Origin of the sequence: Bradyrhizobium sp. 139 (genome assembly GCF_023074175.1) — a bacterium.
In the GTDB taxonomy this organism is placed as follows: Bacteria; Pseudomonadota; Alphaproteobacteria; order Rhizobiales; family Xanthobacteraceae; genus Bradyrhizobium.
In genome coordinates this window covers 85,486-99,487 of the sequence record NZ_JADPKS010000008.1, presented here as the reverse complement: position 1 = coordinate 99,487, position 14,002 = coordinate 85,486, and the positions used below count along the sequence as shown (strand labels likewise).

At 62.3% G+C, this 14,002-nt stretch carries 11 protein-coding genes, 1 pseudogene and 1 other annotated feature; of the genes and pseudogenes, 6 read left to right on the top strand and 6 right to left on the bottom strand.

The genetic code is table 11. From position 1 onward, the window contains the following. Positions 1-29 precede the first annotated feature (29 nt). The 3 genes and pseudogenes from IVA80_RS01440 to IVA80_RS01430 all read left to right on the top strand — a co-directional run bounded on the left by IVA80_RS01440 (position 30) and on the right by IVA80_RS01430 (position 3,062). Positions 30-665 (top strand): pyridoxamine 5'-phosphate oxidase family protein, encoded by a 636-nt coding sequence (locus IVA80_RS01440; RefSeq protein ID WP_247424844.1) that lies wholly within the window; start codon positions 30-32, stop codon positions 663-665. 256 nt (positions 666-921) lie between these two features. Continuing rightward, complete coding sequence (locus tag IVA80_RS01435; RefSeq protein ID WP_247424841.1) at positions 922-1,425, top strand: hypothetical protein; 504 nt, start codon at positions 922-924, stop codon at positions 1,423-1,425. A 480-nt stretch (positions 1,426-1,905) separates the two neighbouring features. Then, a pseudogene (locus IVA80_RS01430) lies at positions 1,906-3,062 on the top strand (IS3 family transposase). Further along, positions 2,190-2,306, top strand: a sequence feature (AL1L pseudoknot). It overlaps the preceding pseudogene by 117 nt. A gap of 251 nt (positions 3,063-3,313) precedes the next feature. Here the strand turns inward: IVA80_RS01430 and IVA80_RS01425 are convergent. The 3 genes from IVA80_RS01425 to IVA80_RS01415 are packed head-to-tail and all read right to left on the bottom strand — an operon-like array spanning position 3,314 to position 5,893. Next, positions 3,314-4,309, bottom strand: a complete 996-nt coding sequence (locus IVA80_RS01425; RefSeq protein ID WP_247424838.1) for an ABC transporter substrate-binding protein — start codon at positions 4,307-4,309, stop codon at positions 3,314-3,316. Positions 4,310-4,331: 22 nt separating this feature from the next. Then, positions 4,332-5,141 carry an ABC transporter ATP-binding protein gene (locus tag IVA80_RS01420; protein WP_247424834.1) on the bottom strand — a complete coding sequence of 270 codons (810 nt, stop codon included), beginning with the start codon at positions 5,139-5,141 and terminating at the stop codon, positions 4,332-4,334. Next, positions 5,138-5,893, bottom strand: coding sequence for an ABC transporter permease (locus IVA80_RS01415; protein ID WP_247424831.1), 756 nt, complete (start codon positions 5,891-5,893; stop codon positions 5,138-5,140). Before IVA80_RS01415 ends, IVA80_RS01420 begins: the two co-directional genes overlap by 4 nt. Before the next feature lie 121 nt (positions 5,894-6,014). Between IVA80_RS01415 and IVA80_RS01410 the strand changes: the two genes are divergently transcribed. From IVA80_RS01410 to IVA80_RS01400, 3 genes are read left to right on the top strand one after another with little or no spacing between them, the layout of a single operon-like run. Then, the gene (locus tag IVA80_RS01410) at positions 6,015-7,142 is read left to right on the top strand and encodes a mandelate racemase/muconate lactonizing enzyme family protein (RefSeq protein WP_247424828.1); all 1,128 of its coding nucleotides are present in this window, start codon (positions 6,015-6,017) and stop codon (positions 7,140-7,142) included. After that, positions 7,142-8,737 (top strand): GMC family oxidoreductase N-terminal domain-containing protein, encoded by a 1,596-nt coding sequence (locus tag IVA80_RS01405; protein WP_247424825.1) that lies wholly within the window; start codon positions 7,142-7,144, stop codon positions 8,735-8,737. The genes IVA80_RS01410 and IVA80_RS01405 overlap by 1 nt, the downstream gene beginning before the upstream one ends. Positions 8,738-8,766: 29 nt before the next feature. Then, positions 8,767-9,489, top strand: a complete 723-nt coding sequence (locus IVA80_RS01400) for a GntR family transcriptional regulator (RefSeq protein WP_247424822.1) — start codon at positions 8,767-8,769, stop codon at positions 9,487-9,489. A 67-nt stretch (positions 9,490-9,556) separates the two neighbouring features. Here IVA80_RS01400 and IVA80_RS01395 read toward each other — a convergent pair whose 3' ends face one another. From IVA80_RS01395 to IVA80_RS01385, 3 genes are read right to left on the bottom strand one after another with little or no spacing between them, the layout of a single operon-like run. Next, positions 9,557-11,347, bottom strand: coding sequence for a chloride channel protein (locus IVA80_RS01395; protein WP_247424818.1), 1,791 nt, complete (start codon positions 11,345-11,347; stop codon positions 9,557-9,559). A gap of 1 nt (position 11,348) precedes the next feature. Then, on the bottom strand, positions 11,349-12,323 hold the full coding sequence (locus IVA80_RS01390; protein WP_247424816.1) for a formylglycine-generating enzyme family protein: 975 nt from the start codon (positions 12,321-12,323) through the stop codon (positions 11,349-11,351). Positions 12,324-12,326: 3 nt separating this feature from the next. Continuing rightward, positions 12,327-13,970, bottom strand: a complete 1,644-nt coding sequence (locus IVA80_RS01385; protein WP_247424813.1) for an arylsulfatase — start codon at positions 13,968-13,970, stop codon at positions 12,327-12,329. Positions 13,971-14,002 lie beyond the last annotated feature (32 nt).

The window sequence follows — 14,002 nt, the reverse complement described above, 5'->3', positions numbered from 1 at the left end:
GAAGGAAACTCAAAAAGGGAGGTTCGCGAATGAACAGCCAGGGTGCAGGCGGCAAGCCGCCGGTCAAGTCGCAGGAGGATCTGCGCGCGCATTTCGGGCAGCTCAGCCCGCTTGCGGAGAAGAAGGTTCTCTACCATCTTGACAAGTTCTGCCGCGACTTCATCGCGCTGTCGCCGTTCCTCGTTCTTGCCACCAGCGACGGCAACGGCCACGCCGACGCAAGCCCCCGCGGTGACGTGCCGGGCTTCGTCGCCGTGCTCGATGAAAAGACGCTGCTGATCCCCGACCGGCGCGGCAACAACCGTGTCGACACCTTCGGCAATATTATCGCCTCGCCCGGGATCGGCCTGATCTTCCTGGTGCCCGGGATCAACGAAACCCTGCGCGTCAACGGCCGCGCCGAAATCTCGCAGGATGCCGAGCTGCTGTCGCCGCTCGCCGTGCAGAACGTCGTTCCGATCATCGGGCTGAAGATCCGTGTCGAGGAAACCTATTTCCACTGCGGCAAGGCGCTGATGCGCGCAAAGCTGTGGAATCCGGCGGCGCAGGTCGAGCGCAACAGCTTTCCGACGCTCGGCCGCATCATCGCCGAGCAAACCGCTGCCATCGAGGTCGCCGAGGCCGAGAAGACGATGGAAGAAGCGTACCGTACGAGGCTCTACTGAGAATGCCCAATCTGACATCCTGGCGGCAACGGGCGGGCACGCTGTGCTCGCCGATGGCCGCATCACCACTATCGGCGGCCTTTCGACGGCGCCCGCCGCTTGCCGTCCGGACAGTTACAGGCCGGTGTCGGATCGCTGGCCGACATAGCGCACTGCCGCATCGCAGCAGCGCGATAACCAAGTTTTCAGCTTTAATCTATCTTTAAGGATCTGCTAACAATCCGGTCTCAAGGTCGTCGCCAAACGGAGGCGGCCTATGCCTTTGATGAAATATTTCGGGTTTGTCGGAAGCGCTCTCGTCCTGTTGCTGATAGCAATTGGCTGGTGCTTCCCGCAGCACGCGATGGGACTGGGTGGCAGCGACGTAGAACGAGCGGTCATCAGGATCAGCTCAGCCGAGCGGGCACCTGAACGGGTAATAATCGACACCAGCTTGCCGACTATTGTGCCTCCGTCGAACATCAGTGCTTCTCCATTGGCAATGTCGGTGCAATCTGCTCAGCTACTGCAGAGCGCATTTGCTGAAGTCGAAGTCAGCGCGAATCCGGCCGCTCCGAAATTAGGCGGCGAGGTCCCGAAGCCGAAGCATACGGCAAAACGTGATCCTGCGAAAAACGTCGCTAACCATCGAGCAGCGAAGCCGTTGAATATTGTGCCCGTACCCGCGGCAGGAGCGCAAGTTACGGCGCCTGATACGAGAATGTCGTTCTTGGAAACACTGAAGGAGCGATTGGGGCAGACGTTTTTCAAGCTGAACTGATGACCGTGCCTGAACATAGGACCTCGATGAACGCCAGTCGCGGCAGGGGAGGGCGAGCTCGATTTAAACCGGCCGATAAATAGTCTCTGAAGATGGCATTCCGCCGTCTCGCAAAGGAGACTTTTATCAATGAGAACGACACTATATCACCGGTGCAGTCGCGCTCGATTTGTTATCGGCAGGTTGGAGAAAGACGATTCCATCTTACGGCTCGTAACAGCGGATTGCACGTTGTCAGCAACGGCGCACGCCGATTTCTGTTGGGCAAGTTGCGGGAGCTAGCGAAGGAAAAGGGACGGCAACGAGCCTTGCCGCGGAGCAAGTCACGCAACAAGTGCGCGACATCCTGAGACCATGAGCCTAGCCGCCCCGGAAACCCTGACATCAGTAGTGATCCGCCTAGTCTGAGCACTCTGGGACAGAATCAGAGTGAACCGCCCTGGGATTGCCGGAGGCTCCAACTCTTGAGAAGGTGGAGCCATGACGAGCAAGACAACGAACAAGTTTTCACCCGAGGTCCGGGCGCGTGCGGTTCGGATGGTTTTGGATCACGCGAGTGAGCATCCCTTGCGCTGGGCGGCGGTGACGTCGATTGCGGCCAAGATCGGCTGCACGCCGCAGACGCTGCATGACTGGGTCAAGAAAGCCGAAGTCGACAGCGGGCAGCGAGCCGGCGTTCCGACCGAGATGGCCGAGAAGCTGAAGGCACTCGAGCTGGAGAACCGGGAGCTTCGGCAGGCCAACGAGATTCTGCGCAAGGCAAGCGCTTATTTTGCGATGGCGGAGCTCGACCGCCGGTCCAAGCTATGATCGCCTTCATCGACGATCATCGTGGGGCGCATGGGGTCGAGCCGATCTGCAAGGTCCTGCCGATCGCCCCCTCGACCTATCACGCCCATGTGGCCAAGCGGCGGGATCCCGCCAGGCTGTCGGCGCGCGCCAGGCAGGATGTTGCGCTGAAGATCGAGGTCCGGCGCGTCTTCGATCAGAACTTCCGCGTCTACGGCGCGCGCAAGGTCTGGCGGCAGCTCAAGCGTGAGGGCTTCGATGTTGCCCGTTGCACGGTGTCGCGACTGATGCGGGATATGGGTTTGCAAGGGGCCAGTTCAAGGCGCAAAGGCCAAACGTCCTTTGGCTCTCCGACTTCACCTATGTCGCGACCAGGACCGGCTTTGTCTACGTCGCCTTCGTCATCGATGCCTATGCCCGCAGGATCGTGGGCTGGCGAGCCTCTCGCGCGGCGCATGCAGGCTTCGTGCTCGATGCGCTGGAGCAGGCACTGCATGATCGACGGCCGGTCCATCGTAGCGGGCTCGTGCACCAGCGACAGGAGCAGCCAATACGTATCCATTAGGTACACCGAGCGTCTGGCTGAAGCAGGCGTGGAGCCTTCTGTCGGCAGCGTCGGAGATTCCTATGACAATGCTCTCGCCGAAACCATCAACGGCCTCTACAAGGCCGAGGTGATCCATCCGCCCGGGCCATGGCGCAGCTTCGAGGCCGTCGAGTTCGCGACGCTGGAATGGGTCGACTGGTTCAACAACCTGCGGCTCCTGGAACCCATCGGCAACATACCAAGGGCCGAAGCCGAGCAACGCTACTACGCCATGCTGGAACAACCCGTCATGGCGGCATAACTTAAACCAAATGGCTTCCGGCAATCCCGGGGCGGTTCAGTCCTACAGTGAATTAGCAGGGCAATGAAGCGCAGCTGTGTTGGCTTAGCTTTCATACAAAATGGAGTCCGGTTCAGCCTGGTAAGGTTTCGAGTAAACCGGAGCCCCACATCATCGACTGATTAACTTTCACACGAAAGCTTCTCTAAGATGTAGAGAGCGCGGGTGCGACGGCGTCTTTGCAGCGGAGCCGCCAGCTTCCGCGATCAAGGTCACACAATCGTTTTTAGATATAGGCTGGAATCGAAATATTTGCTTGCCGGCGTAGAGTCCTTGATGCCGGCATTGGCCATGAAAAAATCGGTCGATTGCTGCAGCCAGTTCGTGACCGTTCCGTCGGAATACATTCGCTTCCAGTCCTTGGACGTGAACATCTTCTGGGCCTTGAATGACTCGTTGATGTCGGCCAGCGGTGTTTGGCTATAGTGACCCTTCTGCAGCTTATCCATCGCTTCGGTGCTGTTCGCGATAATGTAGTCATTGGCATCCGCCCAACCACGGATCAGCTTCGCCAGCGTTTCCTTGTTCGGCTCGTAATAATCGTTGGCCGCCGCCCAGCCGCCGATGATAGCGGCCTTTGGATAGTAGGCTGATGCATCGGCGAGCTTGACCGCGCCTGGCACCTTGTCGCGAACCGTGACGTTGAAGGGCACCCAAAGAGCGACGGCCGGTACCGCGCCGGAGATAAAGGCGGTCACGGCGGCTGGCATGGTCTGGTTGACGAGTTCGACCTCCTTCGGATCGACCTTGTTGGCGCGAAGCGCCGTATCCAGGAACACATGCGCGGTGGTACCGGTCGCGGTCGCGATCCGCTTGCCCTTCAGGTCCTCGAACGACTTGATGCCGTGGTCGCCGCGAACCCAGAGCTGCGCGGTCGCGACCTCAATGTCGTTGATCAGGAACACCTTGCCCTGACCCCGAGCCGGGAAGTTCGAGAGCACGGCGCCGGTGGCCAGCACGTCGAGACTGCCGCCGATCAGCGCCTGGAAGATCTCGAGGCCGGTGTTGAACTGCCGCAGCTCGAGATCGAGCCCCTGTTTCTCGAAGGAGCCGCGATCCATGCCGGTCCAGATCTGGCCGTCGACGGCGACGGTGTGGAGATAGCCGACGCGAACCTTCGTTTTTGCCTGTGCGATCGCGGGCGCTGCGACGGTGAGCGACCCCAGGGCAAGGCCCGCGGTGGTGGTCAGAAATTGTCTGCGATCCATGGTGTATCCTCCGTTTTGTTTGTTATTCCGAGAATGATGCCGGACGCATTTGCGCCTGCTGCGCGCGATACTCGTCCATGACGAGCTGCCTGATATAGCTTCGCAGCTCGCCGAATTCGGGCCTCTCCTGAATTGATTCATCGCGCGGATAGGCGAACGGCACGTCGATGATCTCCCTGATCCGCGCCGGCCGCGCGGTCACCACCACGATGCGAGAGGCGAGGTAGATGGCCTCTTCCACAGAGTGGGTGATCAGCATGACCGTCTTGCCTTCAGTCTCGAGCACCTTTAGCAGCAGGTTCTGCATGTTGGAGCGGGTTTGGGCATCCAGTGCGCCGAACGGTTCGTCCATCAGCAGGAACTGCGGCTTGACGGCGTAGGCACGTGCGATCGCGAGCCGCTGGCGCATGCCGCCGGACAAATGCTTCGGATAGGAGCTGGCGAAATCGGAAAGTCCCATCAGGCCGAGATAGTGATCGCAGATCGCGTCCCTTTCGCCTGCCGCGACGCGGTTGGCGCTGAGCGTCAGGCCGAAAGCGATGTTCTGCTTCACCGTCAGCCACGGGAAGACGCCATATTCCTGAAAGATGACGCCGCGCTCGGGTCCGGGACCCGCGACGGGACGTCCGTCGAACAGCACATTGCCGGTCGTCGGCTTTTGGAAGCCGGCGAGCATGCTCATCATCGTGGTCTTGCCACAGCCGGAGGGGCCGATCACCGCGATGAAATCGCCATCGTTGATGTCGTAGCTGACGTCCTCGACGACGTTGAGGCGGCCCTTCGGGGTCTCGAACGACAACGAGACGTTGTCGAACTGCGCACGCTTTGTCATGCGATGGCCCGATCCTGCCACACCAGCAGCCGCGCTGTGATCTTGCGCAAGATCATGTCCATGATCAGTGCGATCAGGCCGATGCAGATGATGCCGACATAGATGACGTCGAGCAGGAAATAGGTCGAGGCATTCTGGATCATCGCGCCAAGTCCGCGCTGGGCCGCGATTAGTTCGGACGCCACCAGCGTCGCCCAGGCCACACCCAATGCGACCCGCAGCGCGGTGAGGATGTGCGGGACGGTGAGGGGGATGATGACCTTGCGGAAGATTTCCGCCTGATTGGCGCCGAGCGTCTGCGCCACGCGGATATAGAGCGGCGTGATTTGCGAGACGCCTTCATACATCACGATTACCCCGGAGAAGAACGACGCATAGACCAGGATGACGAGCTTTGCGACCTCGTCCACGCCGAAATAGACGATCACCAGCGGGATCAGAGCGATTGGTGGCAGCGCGCGGAAGAAGTTGATCATGGGGTCGGCGAAGGTGCGGGCCGGGCGATACCAGCCGAGCAGGAAGCCCACCGGCACCGCGACGAGGATCCCGAGCGCGACGCCGAAGAAGACGCGTCTGGTCGAGGCGAAGATGTCGATGAGGAGGCCTTCTTTGGTGAGAAGCTCGAAGAACTTCGCGGCGACCTGGTGCGGGGCGGGGATCAGCGAGAGGTTGACGAAGCCGCTCCAGCGCACCGCGTACCAGAGCAGGATTGCACCGATCCACGGAATCGATCCGAGACCAAAGCGTCTCACGCCAGCTCCATCCATTCGACGCGTCCACCGGATAGCAGTTGATGTTTTCGAAAGTCATATTATAAATAGGATGACCATACAAGAGGCGCCTTTGGTCGTAGGCGTCGCAGGCCTTCCGCGCATGACATCGCCGTCCTTCACCATTCGCAGCGTCCAGGCTTTCGGCTATCGCTATCCGTTGACGACACACGTCATCACCTCGTTCGGGCGGATGGCGGATCGGCCGGCCGTTTTCGTTCGAGTCGAGGATACGGACGGTCACGTGGGTTGGGGTGAGGTGTGGTGCAATTTTCCAGCGCCGGGCGCCGAGCATCGTGTTCGGCTGGTCAACGAGGTGCTCGCGCCGGCCCTTGTCGGATTTAAGGCGCAAGAGCCATCAGCCACTTTCGAGCGCCTGACGCAGGGAACCTCGGTGCTCGCGCTGCAATCCGGCGAAGCGGGGCCGTTCGCGCAGTCGATCGCCGGCATCGATCTTGCTGTCTGGGATCTCTACGCGCGCCGCCAGAACGTTGCGCTGTGGAAGTTGCTCGGCGGATCTCGGAACAGAATCAAGGTGTATGCCAGCGGCATCAATCCGGCAGGATCAGAGCGAGCCGCGGAGGCAGCCCTCGCGCGCGGCTACCGCGCCCTGAAGCTGAAGATAGGTTTTGATCCGGCGGTCGACCGTGCCAATCTGGCAGCCCTGCGGCGGCTTGTTGGCGAGGGCCTGCTCGCCGCCGACGTCAACCAGGGCTGGACCATCGCGCAGGCGCTTGAGCTTGCTCCGCGGCTGGAGGCCTTCGGCCTTGGTTGGCTCGAGGAGCCGATCCGCGCCGACCGCCCGCGGCGGGAATGGAAACAGCTGCACGAAGCCATCCGCTTTCCGCTCGCGGCCGGCGAGAACATCGCAAGCCATACAGGCTTCGCCGAGGTGCTGAGCGAGCCGGTTCTCGGCGTTGTCCAGCCCGACATTGCGAAATGGGGCGGACTCTCGGCTTGCGCGGGCATCGCCCGCGACATCCTCCAGTCAGGAAAGATGTTCTGTCCGCATTATCTTGGCGCCGGCGTCGGACTTCTCGCATCGGCCCATCTTCTGGCCGGCGTCGGCGGCGACGGGCTGCTGGAAGTCGATAGCAATGAGAACCCGCTGCGCGATCGCTTCTGTGGCCCCGTGCTTGATGTCCAGGACGGAACGATCGAACTCGGCGACGGGGCGGGTCTCGGCCTCACGCCTGATCTTGCGTCGATCGAACAGTACCGGACCGCCTGATGTCATCGCACGGCTACGACTACATCATCGTCGGCGCGGGCTCGGCCGGCTGCGTTGTGGCAAACCGGTTGTCGGCCGATCCCGCCTGCCGCGTGCTGCTGCTGGAAGCCGGCGGATCGGACCGGAATTTTTGGCTCAAGCTTCCGGTCGGGTACTACCGGACCATCTACAACGAGCGCTTCTCGCGTCTGTTCAAAACCGAGCCTTCGGAAGGGAGCGGCGGTCGCGCCATCGTCTGGCCGCGTGGCCGCGTGCTCGGCGGCTCCTCATCGATCAACGGCCTGATCTACATCCGGGGCCAGCACGAGGATTTTGACGATTGGGAACGCCTTGGCGCCGACGGCTGGAGCTATCGCGAACTCCTGCCGTATTTCCGGCGCTACGAACGCTACTGCGGCGGCGAGAGCCAGTTTCACGGCGGGCTTGGGGAGTTCGAGGTCTCCGATCTCCGCAACGACAATCCGGCATCCAGGGCCTGGGTCGAGGCGGGTGTGCAGCTCGGCCTGCCGCGCAATCCGGACTTCAACGGCGCAACCACGCTCGGCGTCGGCACCTACCAGCTCGGCATCGGACGTCACTGGCGGACCAGCTCCGCCTCTGCGTTTCTGCAACCCGTTGCCGGCCGTTCGAACCTCTCCATCATCACCCATGCGCATGTCAGCAAGGTCATTTTCAACGGTCGCGTTGCGACCGGCGTCGAATGGATCAGCAAGGGACAGGTGCACCGCGCGACAGCCGATCGCGAGGTCATCCTGTCGGGCGGGGCGCTGCAGTCGCCGCAGATCCTCCAGCTCTCCGGCGTCGGTCCGGCTGATCTACTGCACAAGCTCGGCATTCCCGTCATTGCCGATGCTCCGGAAGTCGGCGCCAATCTTCAGGACCATTATCAGGCCCGGCTGATCGTCCGCCTGAAGGAGCGGATCTCGCTCAACGATCAGGTCCGAAATCCGGTCGAGCTTGCGAAGATGGGCCTGCAATGGATCCTGGCAGGCAGCGGCCCGTTGACGGTCGGCGCAGGGCAGGTGGGCGGCGCGGCCTGCACCGAATACGCCGTCGGCGGCCGGCCGGACGTGCAGTTCAACGTGATGCCGCTGTCGGTCGACAAGCCCGGTGAGCCCCTTCACACCTATTCCGGATTTACGGCTTCGGTCTGGCAATGCCACGGAAAGTCGCGCGGCCAGCTTGCGATCAGCTCGACCGATCCGTTCGAGCAGCCGCGGATCGCACCCAACTATTTCGCCGAAGAGATCGATCGCAAGACCATCGTTGCGGGCCTGAAGATCCTGCGCGAAATCTATCAGCAGAAGGCGTTTCGGCCGCTCTGGGACGTCGAAGTGGTGCCGGGAGAGGCAGCAAGGGACGATGTCGGCCTGTGGGATTTCGCGCGCAACACCGGCGGCACAGTGTTTCACTGTGTCGGAACCTGTCGCATGGGCCGGGACGCGCAGGCCGTGCTCGATCCGCAGCTGCGCGTGCGCGGCGTCGAGCGGCTGCGCGTGATCGACGCCTCGGTGATGCCGCAGATCACCTCAGCCAACACCAATGCGACCAGCCTGATGATCGGCGAACGTGGCGCTGCGCTGGTCATGGCATGATGGCGCGGCCCTGAATTCGGGAGGACGAGATGGAATTGAGTTCCGACAGTCACGTCCCCAAATACGCGCAGATTGCCGACATCTTCCGCCAGCGGATTGCGCGCGGCACCTGGACCCGGGGCTTTCGCCTGCCAGCCAATGAGGAGCTTGCGGTCGAGTTCGGCGTGTCGCGCGTCACGATCCGTCAGGCGGTCGAGCTGCTTGCCCGCGACGGCGTCATCGAGGCCCAGCAGGGACGCGGCACGTTTGTCACGGGCAGCGTGCGACAGGATCGCTGGCTCAAGGTTGAGACTACGCTGTCTGATCTCGCCGACATGTACCGCGACACCTCGCCCGAGATCATCAACATCTCGGAAAGCCGTAGCGATGCGCCGCTGCTTCCCGAAGACGGCAAGCCGGCCGAGAAATACGTCTTCATGCGCCGCCTGCACTCACGCCAGACGCAGCCTTACTGCGTCATTTCCATCTATCTCGACGAGAAGATCTTTCGCAGGTCGCCAAAGCGCTTCCGCAACGAGACCGTGATCCCGATCCTCAACGATCTCAGGGATCCCGCGATCGCCAGCGCCCGTCAGACCCTGACGATCGGTACCGCGGATCTCGAGGCGGCGCGGCTGCTGCGCGTGCCCCTGAACTCCCCCGTGGCCGAAGTCCGTCGTGTCTTCACGACCCGGGACCGCACCGTGATCTATCTCGGCGAAGTCACCTATCGCGGCGATTTCGTGCGTATCGACATGGATCTGCGGCCGTAGAGCATGATCCGCAAAAGCGCGGAGCGGCTTTCCGGCAAGGCCATGCTCAAATCCGGACTTTGACTGGCTACCGGGAAAACAATTCCTGGTTCCGACGCTCAAGTTCTTCGCCATAGGTCCGCAGCACGTGGGATTCGCTCAGCGTGCCGATCGCCGTGCGACTGTCGGTGCGGTCAACGACTGCAAGGACGTCTGCCTCGCTGCGCTCGAAGGCTTTCAGGATCTCGCGAACCGACGTAGTCGGAAGCAGGCATTCATCCTGTTGCTGCGCCAGCGATCCGAGCGGCTCGTCGTCCCTGTTGGCGACCGAATGCAGCGTCGCTGCGGGAACGATGCCGGCATAAATGTCGTTGGGGTCGCGCAGCACGACCTGGCGTACCAGTGCCGGCGAAAACAGCCTTTGCGCCTCGCCGATCGGCATTGTCGTCGGGGCGTTCTCGAAATCCGTGCGCATCAGGGAGGCCGCGCTCATTTGCCTGGCCCAGCCGATGTCCTGCGGGCCACGGATGACCTCGCCACGCAAATGGAAGCGCCATGTCGCAAAGCTGTAGCCGAAAAGCTCGCGGACAATGAGCGCGCAGACTGATGATGCGACTACCGCGCCAACGGTGACGGAGAAATCGCCGGTGATTTCGAGCGCGAGACAGACCATGCTGAACGGCGCGCCCAGAACGCCGGTCCCCAGTGCGGCCAGCGCGGCAATCGCAGCGGTGCCGGGTTGCAGGGCGAGCGTAGGAAGGAGCCCGGTCAGGACGATGCTGTAGAGCTGCCCGATCAGCGCGCCGAGCAGCAGCGAAGCGAAGAACAGGCCGCCACGGAAGCCCGAGCCGAGCGAGATGGCTGAGGCAAGGATCTTGAACACGATGGTCGTGGTGAGCAGGAGCCAGGTCGGATTGCTGACAAGCAGGATCTGCATCGCGCCATGGCCGGCGCCCAGTACGGTCGGCGTCAGCAGGGCAAGACCGCCGAGCAGCAGGCCTCCGAGGATCGGCCGCATGAATCCCTTGAATACCGTGATGCGCTGAAAGCACCGCTCTGAGAACGCGACTGCGAGCATGACGAGGATGCTGACGAAGGCGCAGATGACGCCGATCAGCACGGTTTGCCCGATCATCTCGACGGACACCGGCGAGGGGAAGCCGGGCACCATCAGGAACGATTGGTGCGTCAATTGCCGCGCGACCAGCCACGCAGTAACAGCGCTCGCGGTAACGGGAACGAGTGCGGCGGAGGTGTACGCGCCCAGCACGACCTCGAAGGCGTAGAAGGCGCCGGCCAGAGGTGCAGAAAACGCGGCGCTGATGGCGCCGGCGGCGCCGCAGGCGACCAAGAACCGCATGTCGTTACGCCGTGCAGCCAGGCGCTGGCCGACATGAGAGCCGAACATCGAGCAGATCTGGGTGTAACCGGCTTCCAGTCCGACCGATCCACCGAACCCGTTGGAGAGCAGGGTCTGGATCGAGATCAGCAAGCTGCCGCGAAAAGACACCCGGCCGCCATAGAGAGCGTTGGCCTCGATCGCGTCGGCGAACTGCTGTCCCTTCACGCGCCTCGCGAAGTACAGCCCGATCAGCGCGAGCACCATGCCGCCGAGCATCGGGATCAGCAGCGTGCGCTGCCAGGAAATCACGCCGGTGGCGCTGAGATGTGCGTCGAAGGGAATATCGAACAGCAGCGCATGTGAAACCTGGCTGAGGCCCGAGATTGCGGCGACGAGAACGCCGCTGAGCAATCCGATGACAATGGCGACCAGCACAAGGCCGGTCTCGCGATTGCGCACGAAGTTGCGCAGGAAGAGCGGCAGTAAACGGATGCCGGGAGCTTGAGCCGGCTTCGGAGGATGTGGCGTCGGCGCCATCCTATGCCGGATCCCGCAGCGGTTCGGCGCGCACGACACGGAAGCCGATGTTGCTCGACGAACTGTCGGGCGTGTCGGAGCTTCGCGCCGCGACCCGGTAGCGGTTGCAGTAGGACTCGTGGCAGAGGAAGGATCCGCCGCGCATCGAACGGTTCGGGGCTGGTTCGCGGTTCAAGGGATCGTGAGATGTTGTGAGGCGGTGGTAGCTCGGCGAAAAATAGTCCGCGCACCATTCCCAGACATTTCCGGCGGCATTATGCAGGCCATATTCGTTGGGCGCAAAAGCGTGAACGGGCGCCGTACCGAGATAGCCGTCATCCATGGCATTGCGGTGGGGGAAGTTGCCCTGCCAGATATTGCAGCGATGCTCGCCGTCGGGCTGTAGCTCGTTACCCCACGGATAGGTGGCTTGGTCCAATCCGCCGCGTGCGGCCATCTCCCATTCCGCTTCGGTCGGAAGGCGCGTGCCGGACCATTCGCAGTAAGCCTTCGCGTCATTCCAGGAGACGTGGACCACGGGGTGATCGAGCCTGTCGAGGATGCTGCTCGTCGGTCCCTCCGGCTGCGCCCAATAGGCGCGCAGCACGGGAACCCACCATGGCGTTTCTTGAACGCGCGTCGTGCGCGCGGTGCGCGTCTCTTCCGGCAGGAGCCCGTCGAAGACAAAACTCCAGCCGTAGCGTTCGGCTTCCGTCGTGTAGCCCGTGGCACGGACGAAGTCGCCAAATTGCAGATTGCTTACGGCGTGACAAGCGATGGCAAAGGGCGACAATGTGACGGGCCGCACCGGACCTTCGCCATCTTCGACGAAGCCTCTGTCGGCAGATCCCATGTGAAAGGTTCCGCCGATCAGTGAGCTCCAGCGGCGCGAGATCTCGGTTGGACTGGGAAGGATCGCTGCTTTCGCATCGTTGGCCGTCGCCGGCCCCTTGCCGACGGCGCCCTGGGTGCAGCAATGTGACCGATCCTTCGTCATGCCCTATTTCTGCTTTTCTTCCTCCCAGAAGGCCGTACCGCCTTCAGCCTTCATCAGCTCGAGAATCTTTTCGCGCGGGATCACGCCGCAACGGTTAGCCCATTGCTGATACTGCGCGGTCATCTCACGGACACGCTCCGGATGCTGGGCGGCAAGATCGTTCATCTCGGTGCGGTCGGTTTCCATGTCGTAGAGTTCCCAGGGGCCGGGATATTTCCGTACCAGCTTCCACTTGCCGATGCGCACGGCCGCATTGCCTTCGTGCTCCCAGAACAGCGGGCCCCGATTGCCATAAGCCGCTGCGAATGATGGCACCAGGCTCTCGCCCTCGCAGGGCAAAATAGTGTTGCCGTTGTATTCCCTGGGGTAGGTGGCGCCGGTGACGTCGAGGATGGTCGCCATCACATCGGTGAGCTGGCTCGGATTGTGCCGCAGGCCTCCCTTCTCGGAGATGCCGCGCGGCCAGTGCACGATGAACGGCGTGGCGATACCGCCCTCGTGGACCCAGTGCTTGTAGAGCCGGAACGGGGTGTTGGAGAGATTGGCCCAAGCGGTGCCGTAGCTCTGGTAGGTGTCCTCGCCGCCGGGCATGAGGCTCGGATCGTTGCCGAAGCGCACCGGCCTGCCGTCGCGGGTCGTTGCCTGCGCGATCATGAGCTGGTCGACCAGCTCCTTCGCGGTGACGCCTTCCGGAATGTCCTCGGCGCAGGCGCCATTGTCCGAGAGGAAGATGATCAGCGTGTTGTCCATCTGGCCGGTCTCTTCCAGCGCCTTCAGGATTCGCCCGATGCCCTGGTCCATGCGGTCGATCTGGGCCGCGTAGACCTCCATGCAGCGCAGCGTCCATTCGCGCTGCTCGGCGTCGGTCCACGCGGGCTGGGTCGGATCGCGATCGGTCAGGCGCCAGTTCGGATGGATGATGCCGTCCTCGACGAGGCGCTTGAGGCGCTCCTCGCGCAGCTTGTCCCAGCCGGCGTCGAAGCGGCCCTTGTATTTTGCTATGTCCTCGTCATGGGCGTGGAGCGGCCAGTGCGGGGCGGTGTAGGCGACGTACTGAAAGAACGGCGCGTCAGGCCTTTCCGCCTTGTGCTGGCGGATGAAGGCGGCCGCCTGGTCGCTGATCGCATCCGTGTAGAAGAACGACGGATCCTTCTCGGCCTCGTGCTCGATATTGTCGTTGCCGCGGGTGAGCGTGTTCGGATGATAGAAGCTGCCGGCACCGATGATGGTGCCGTAAAAATGATCGAAACCGCGCTGCATCGGCCAGGCGTCGGTCGGCTCGGTCAGGCTGCTGGCAATATGCCACTTGCCGCTCAGATAGCTCGTGTAGTTCTTGCTCTTGAGCGCTTCCGCGATTGTCACGCAGCTCTTGTTCAGATTGCCGGCATAGCCTTCCGGACCGTTGCTGTAGGTGAGGATGCCGATGCCGGTCTGGTGCGGATGCAGGCCGGTGAGCAGCGAGGCGCGCGACGGGCTGCAGCGCGCCGTGTTGTAGAACTGCGAGTAGCGCAAGCCATTGGCAGCGAGACGGTCGAGGTTCGGTGTCTGGATCTCGCCGCCGTAACAGCCGATGTCCGAAAAGCCCATGTCGTCGTTGAGGATGAGCAGAATGTTGGGGTTGTCGGGATTTTTGGCGCCGTTCGGCATGTTTGTGTCCTCGTTAGTGACATGTGCTGTTG

Coding starts and splice junctions, on each gene's coding strand:
- IVA80_RS01440 (WP_247424844.1), top strand. CDS start 30: ATGAACAGCCAGGGTGCAGGCGGCAAGCCGCCGGTCAAGTCGCAGGAG.
- IVA80_RS01435 (WP_247424841.1), top strand. CDS start 922: ATGCCTTTGATGAAATATTTCGGGTTTGTCGGAAGCGCTCTCGTCCTG.
- IVA80_RS01425 (WP_247424838.1), bottom strand. CDS start 4,309: ATGGATCGCAGACAATTTCTGACCACCACCGCGGGCCTTGCCCTGGGG.
- IVA80_RS01420 (WP_247424834.1), bottom strand. CDS start 5,141: ATGACAAAGCGTGCGCAGTTCGACAACGTCTCGTTGTCGTTCGAGACC.
- IVA80_RS01410 (WP_247424828.1), top strand. CDS start 6,015: ATGACATCGCCGTCCTTCACCATTCGCAGCGTCCAGGCTTTCGGCTAT.
- IVA80_RS01405 (WP_247424825.1), top strand. CDS start 7,142: ATGTCATCGCACGGCTACGACTACATCATCGTCGGCGCGGGCTCGGCC.
- IVA80_RS01400 (WP_247424822.1), top strand. CDS start 8,767: ATGGAATTGAGTTCCGACAGTCACGTCCCCAAATACGCGCAGATTGCC.
- IVA80_RS01395 (WP_247424818.1), bottom strand. CDS start 11,347: ATGGCGCCGACGCCACATCCTCCGAAGCCGGCTCAAGCTCCCGGCATC.
- IVA80_RS01390 (WP_247424816.1), bottom strand. CDS start 12,323: ATGACGAAGGATCGGTCACATTGCTGCACCCAGGGCGCCGTCGGCAAG.
- IVA80_RS01385 (WP_247424813.1), bottom strand. CDS start 13,970: ATGCCGAACGGCGCCAAAAATCCCGACAACCCCAACATTCTGCTCATC.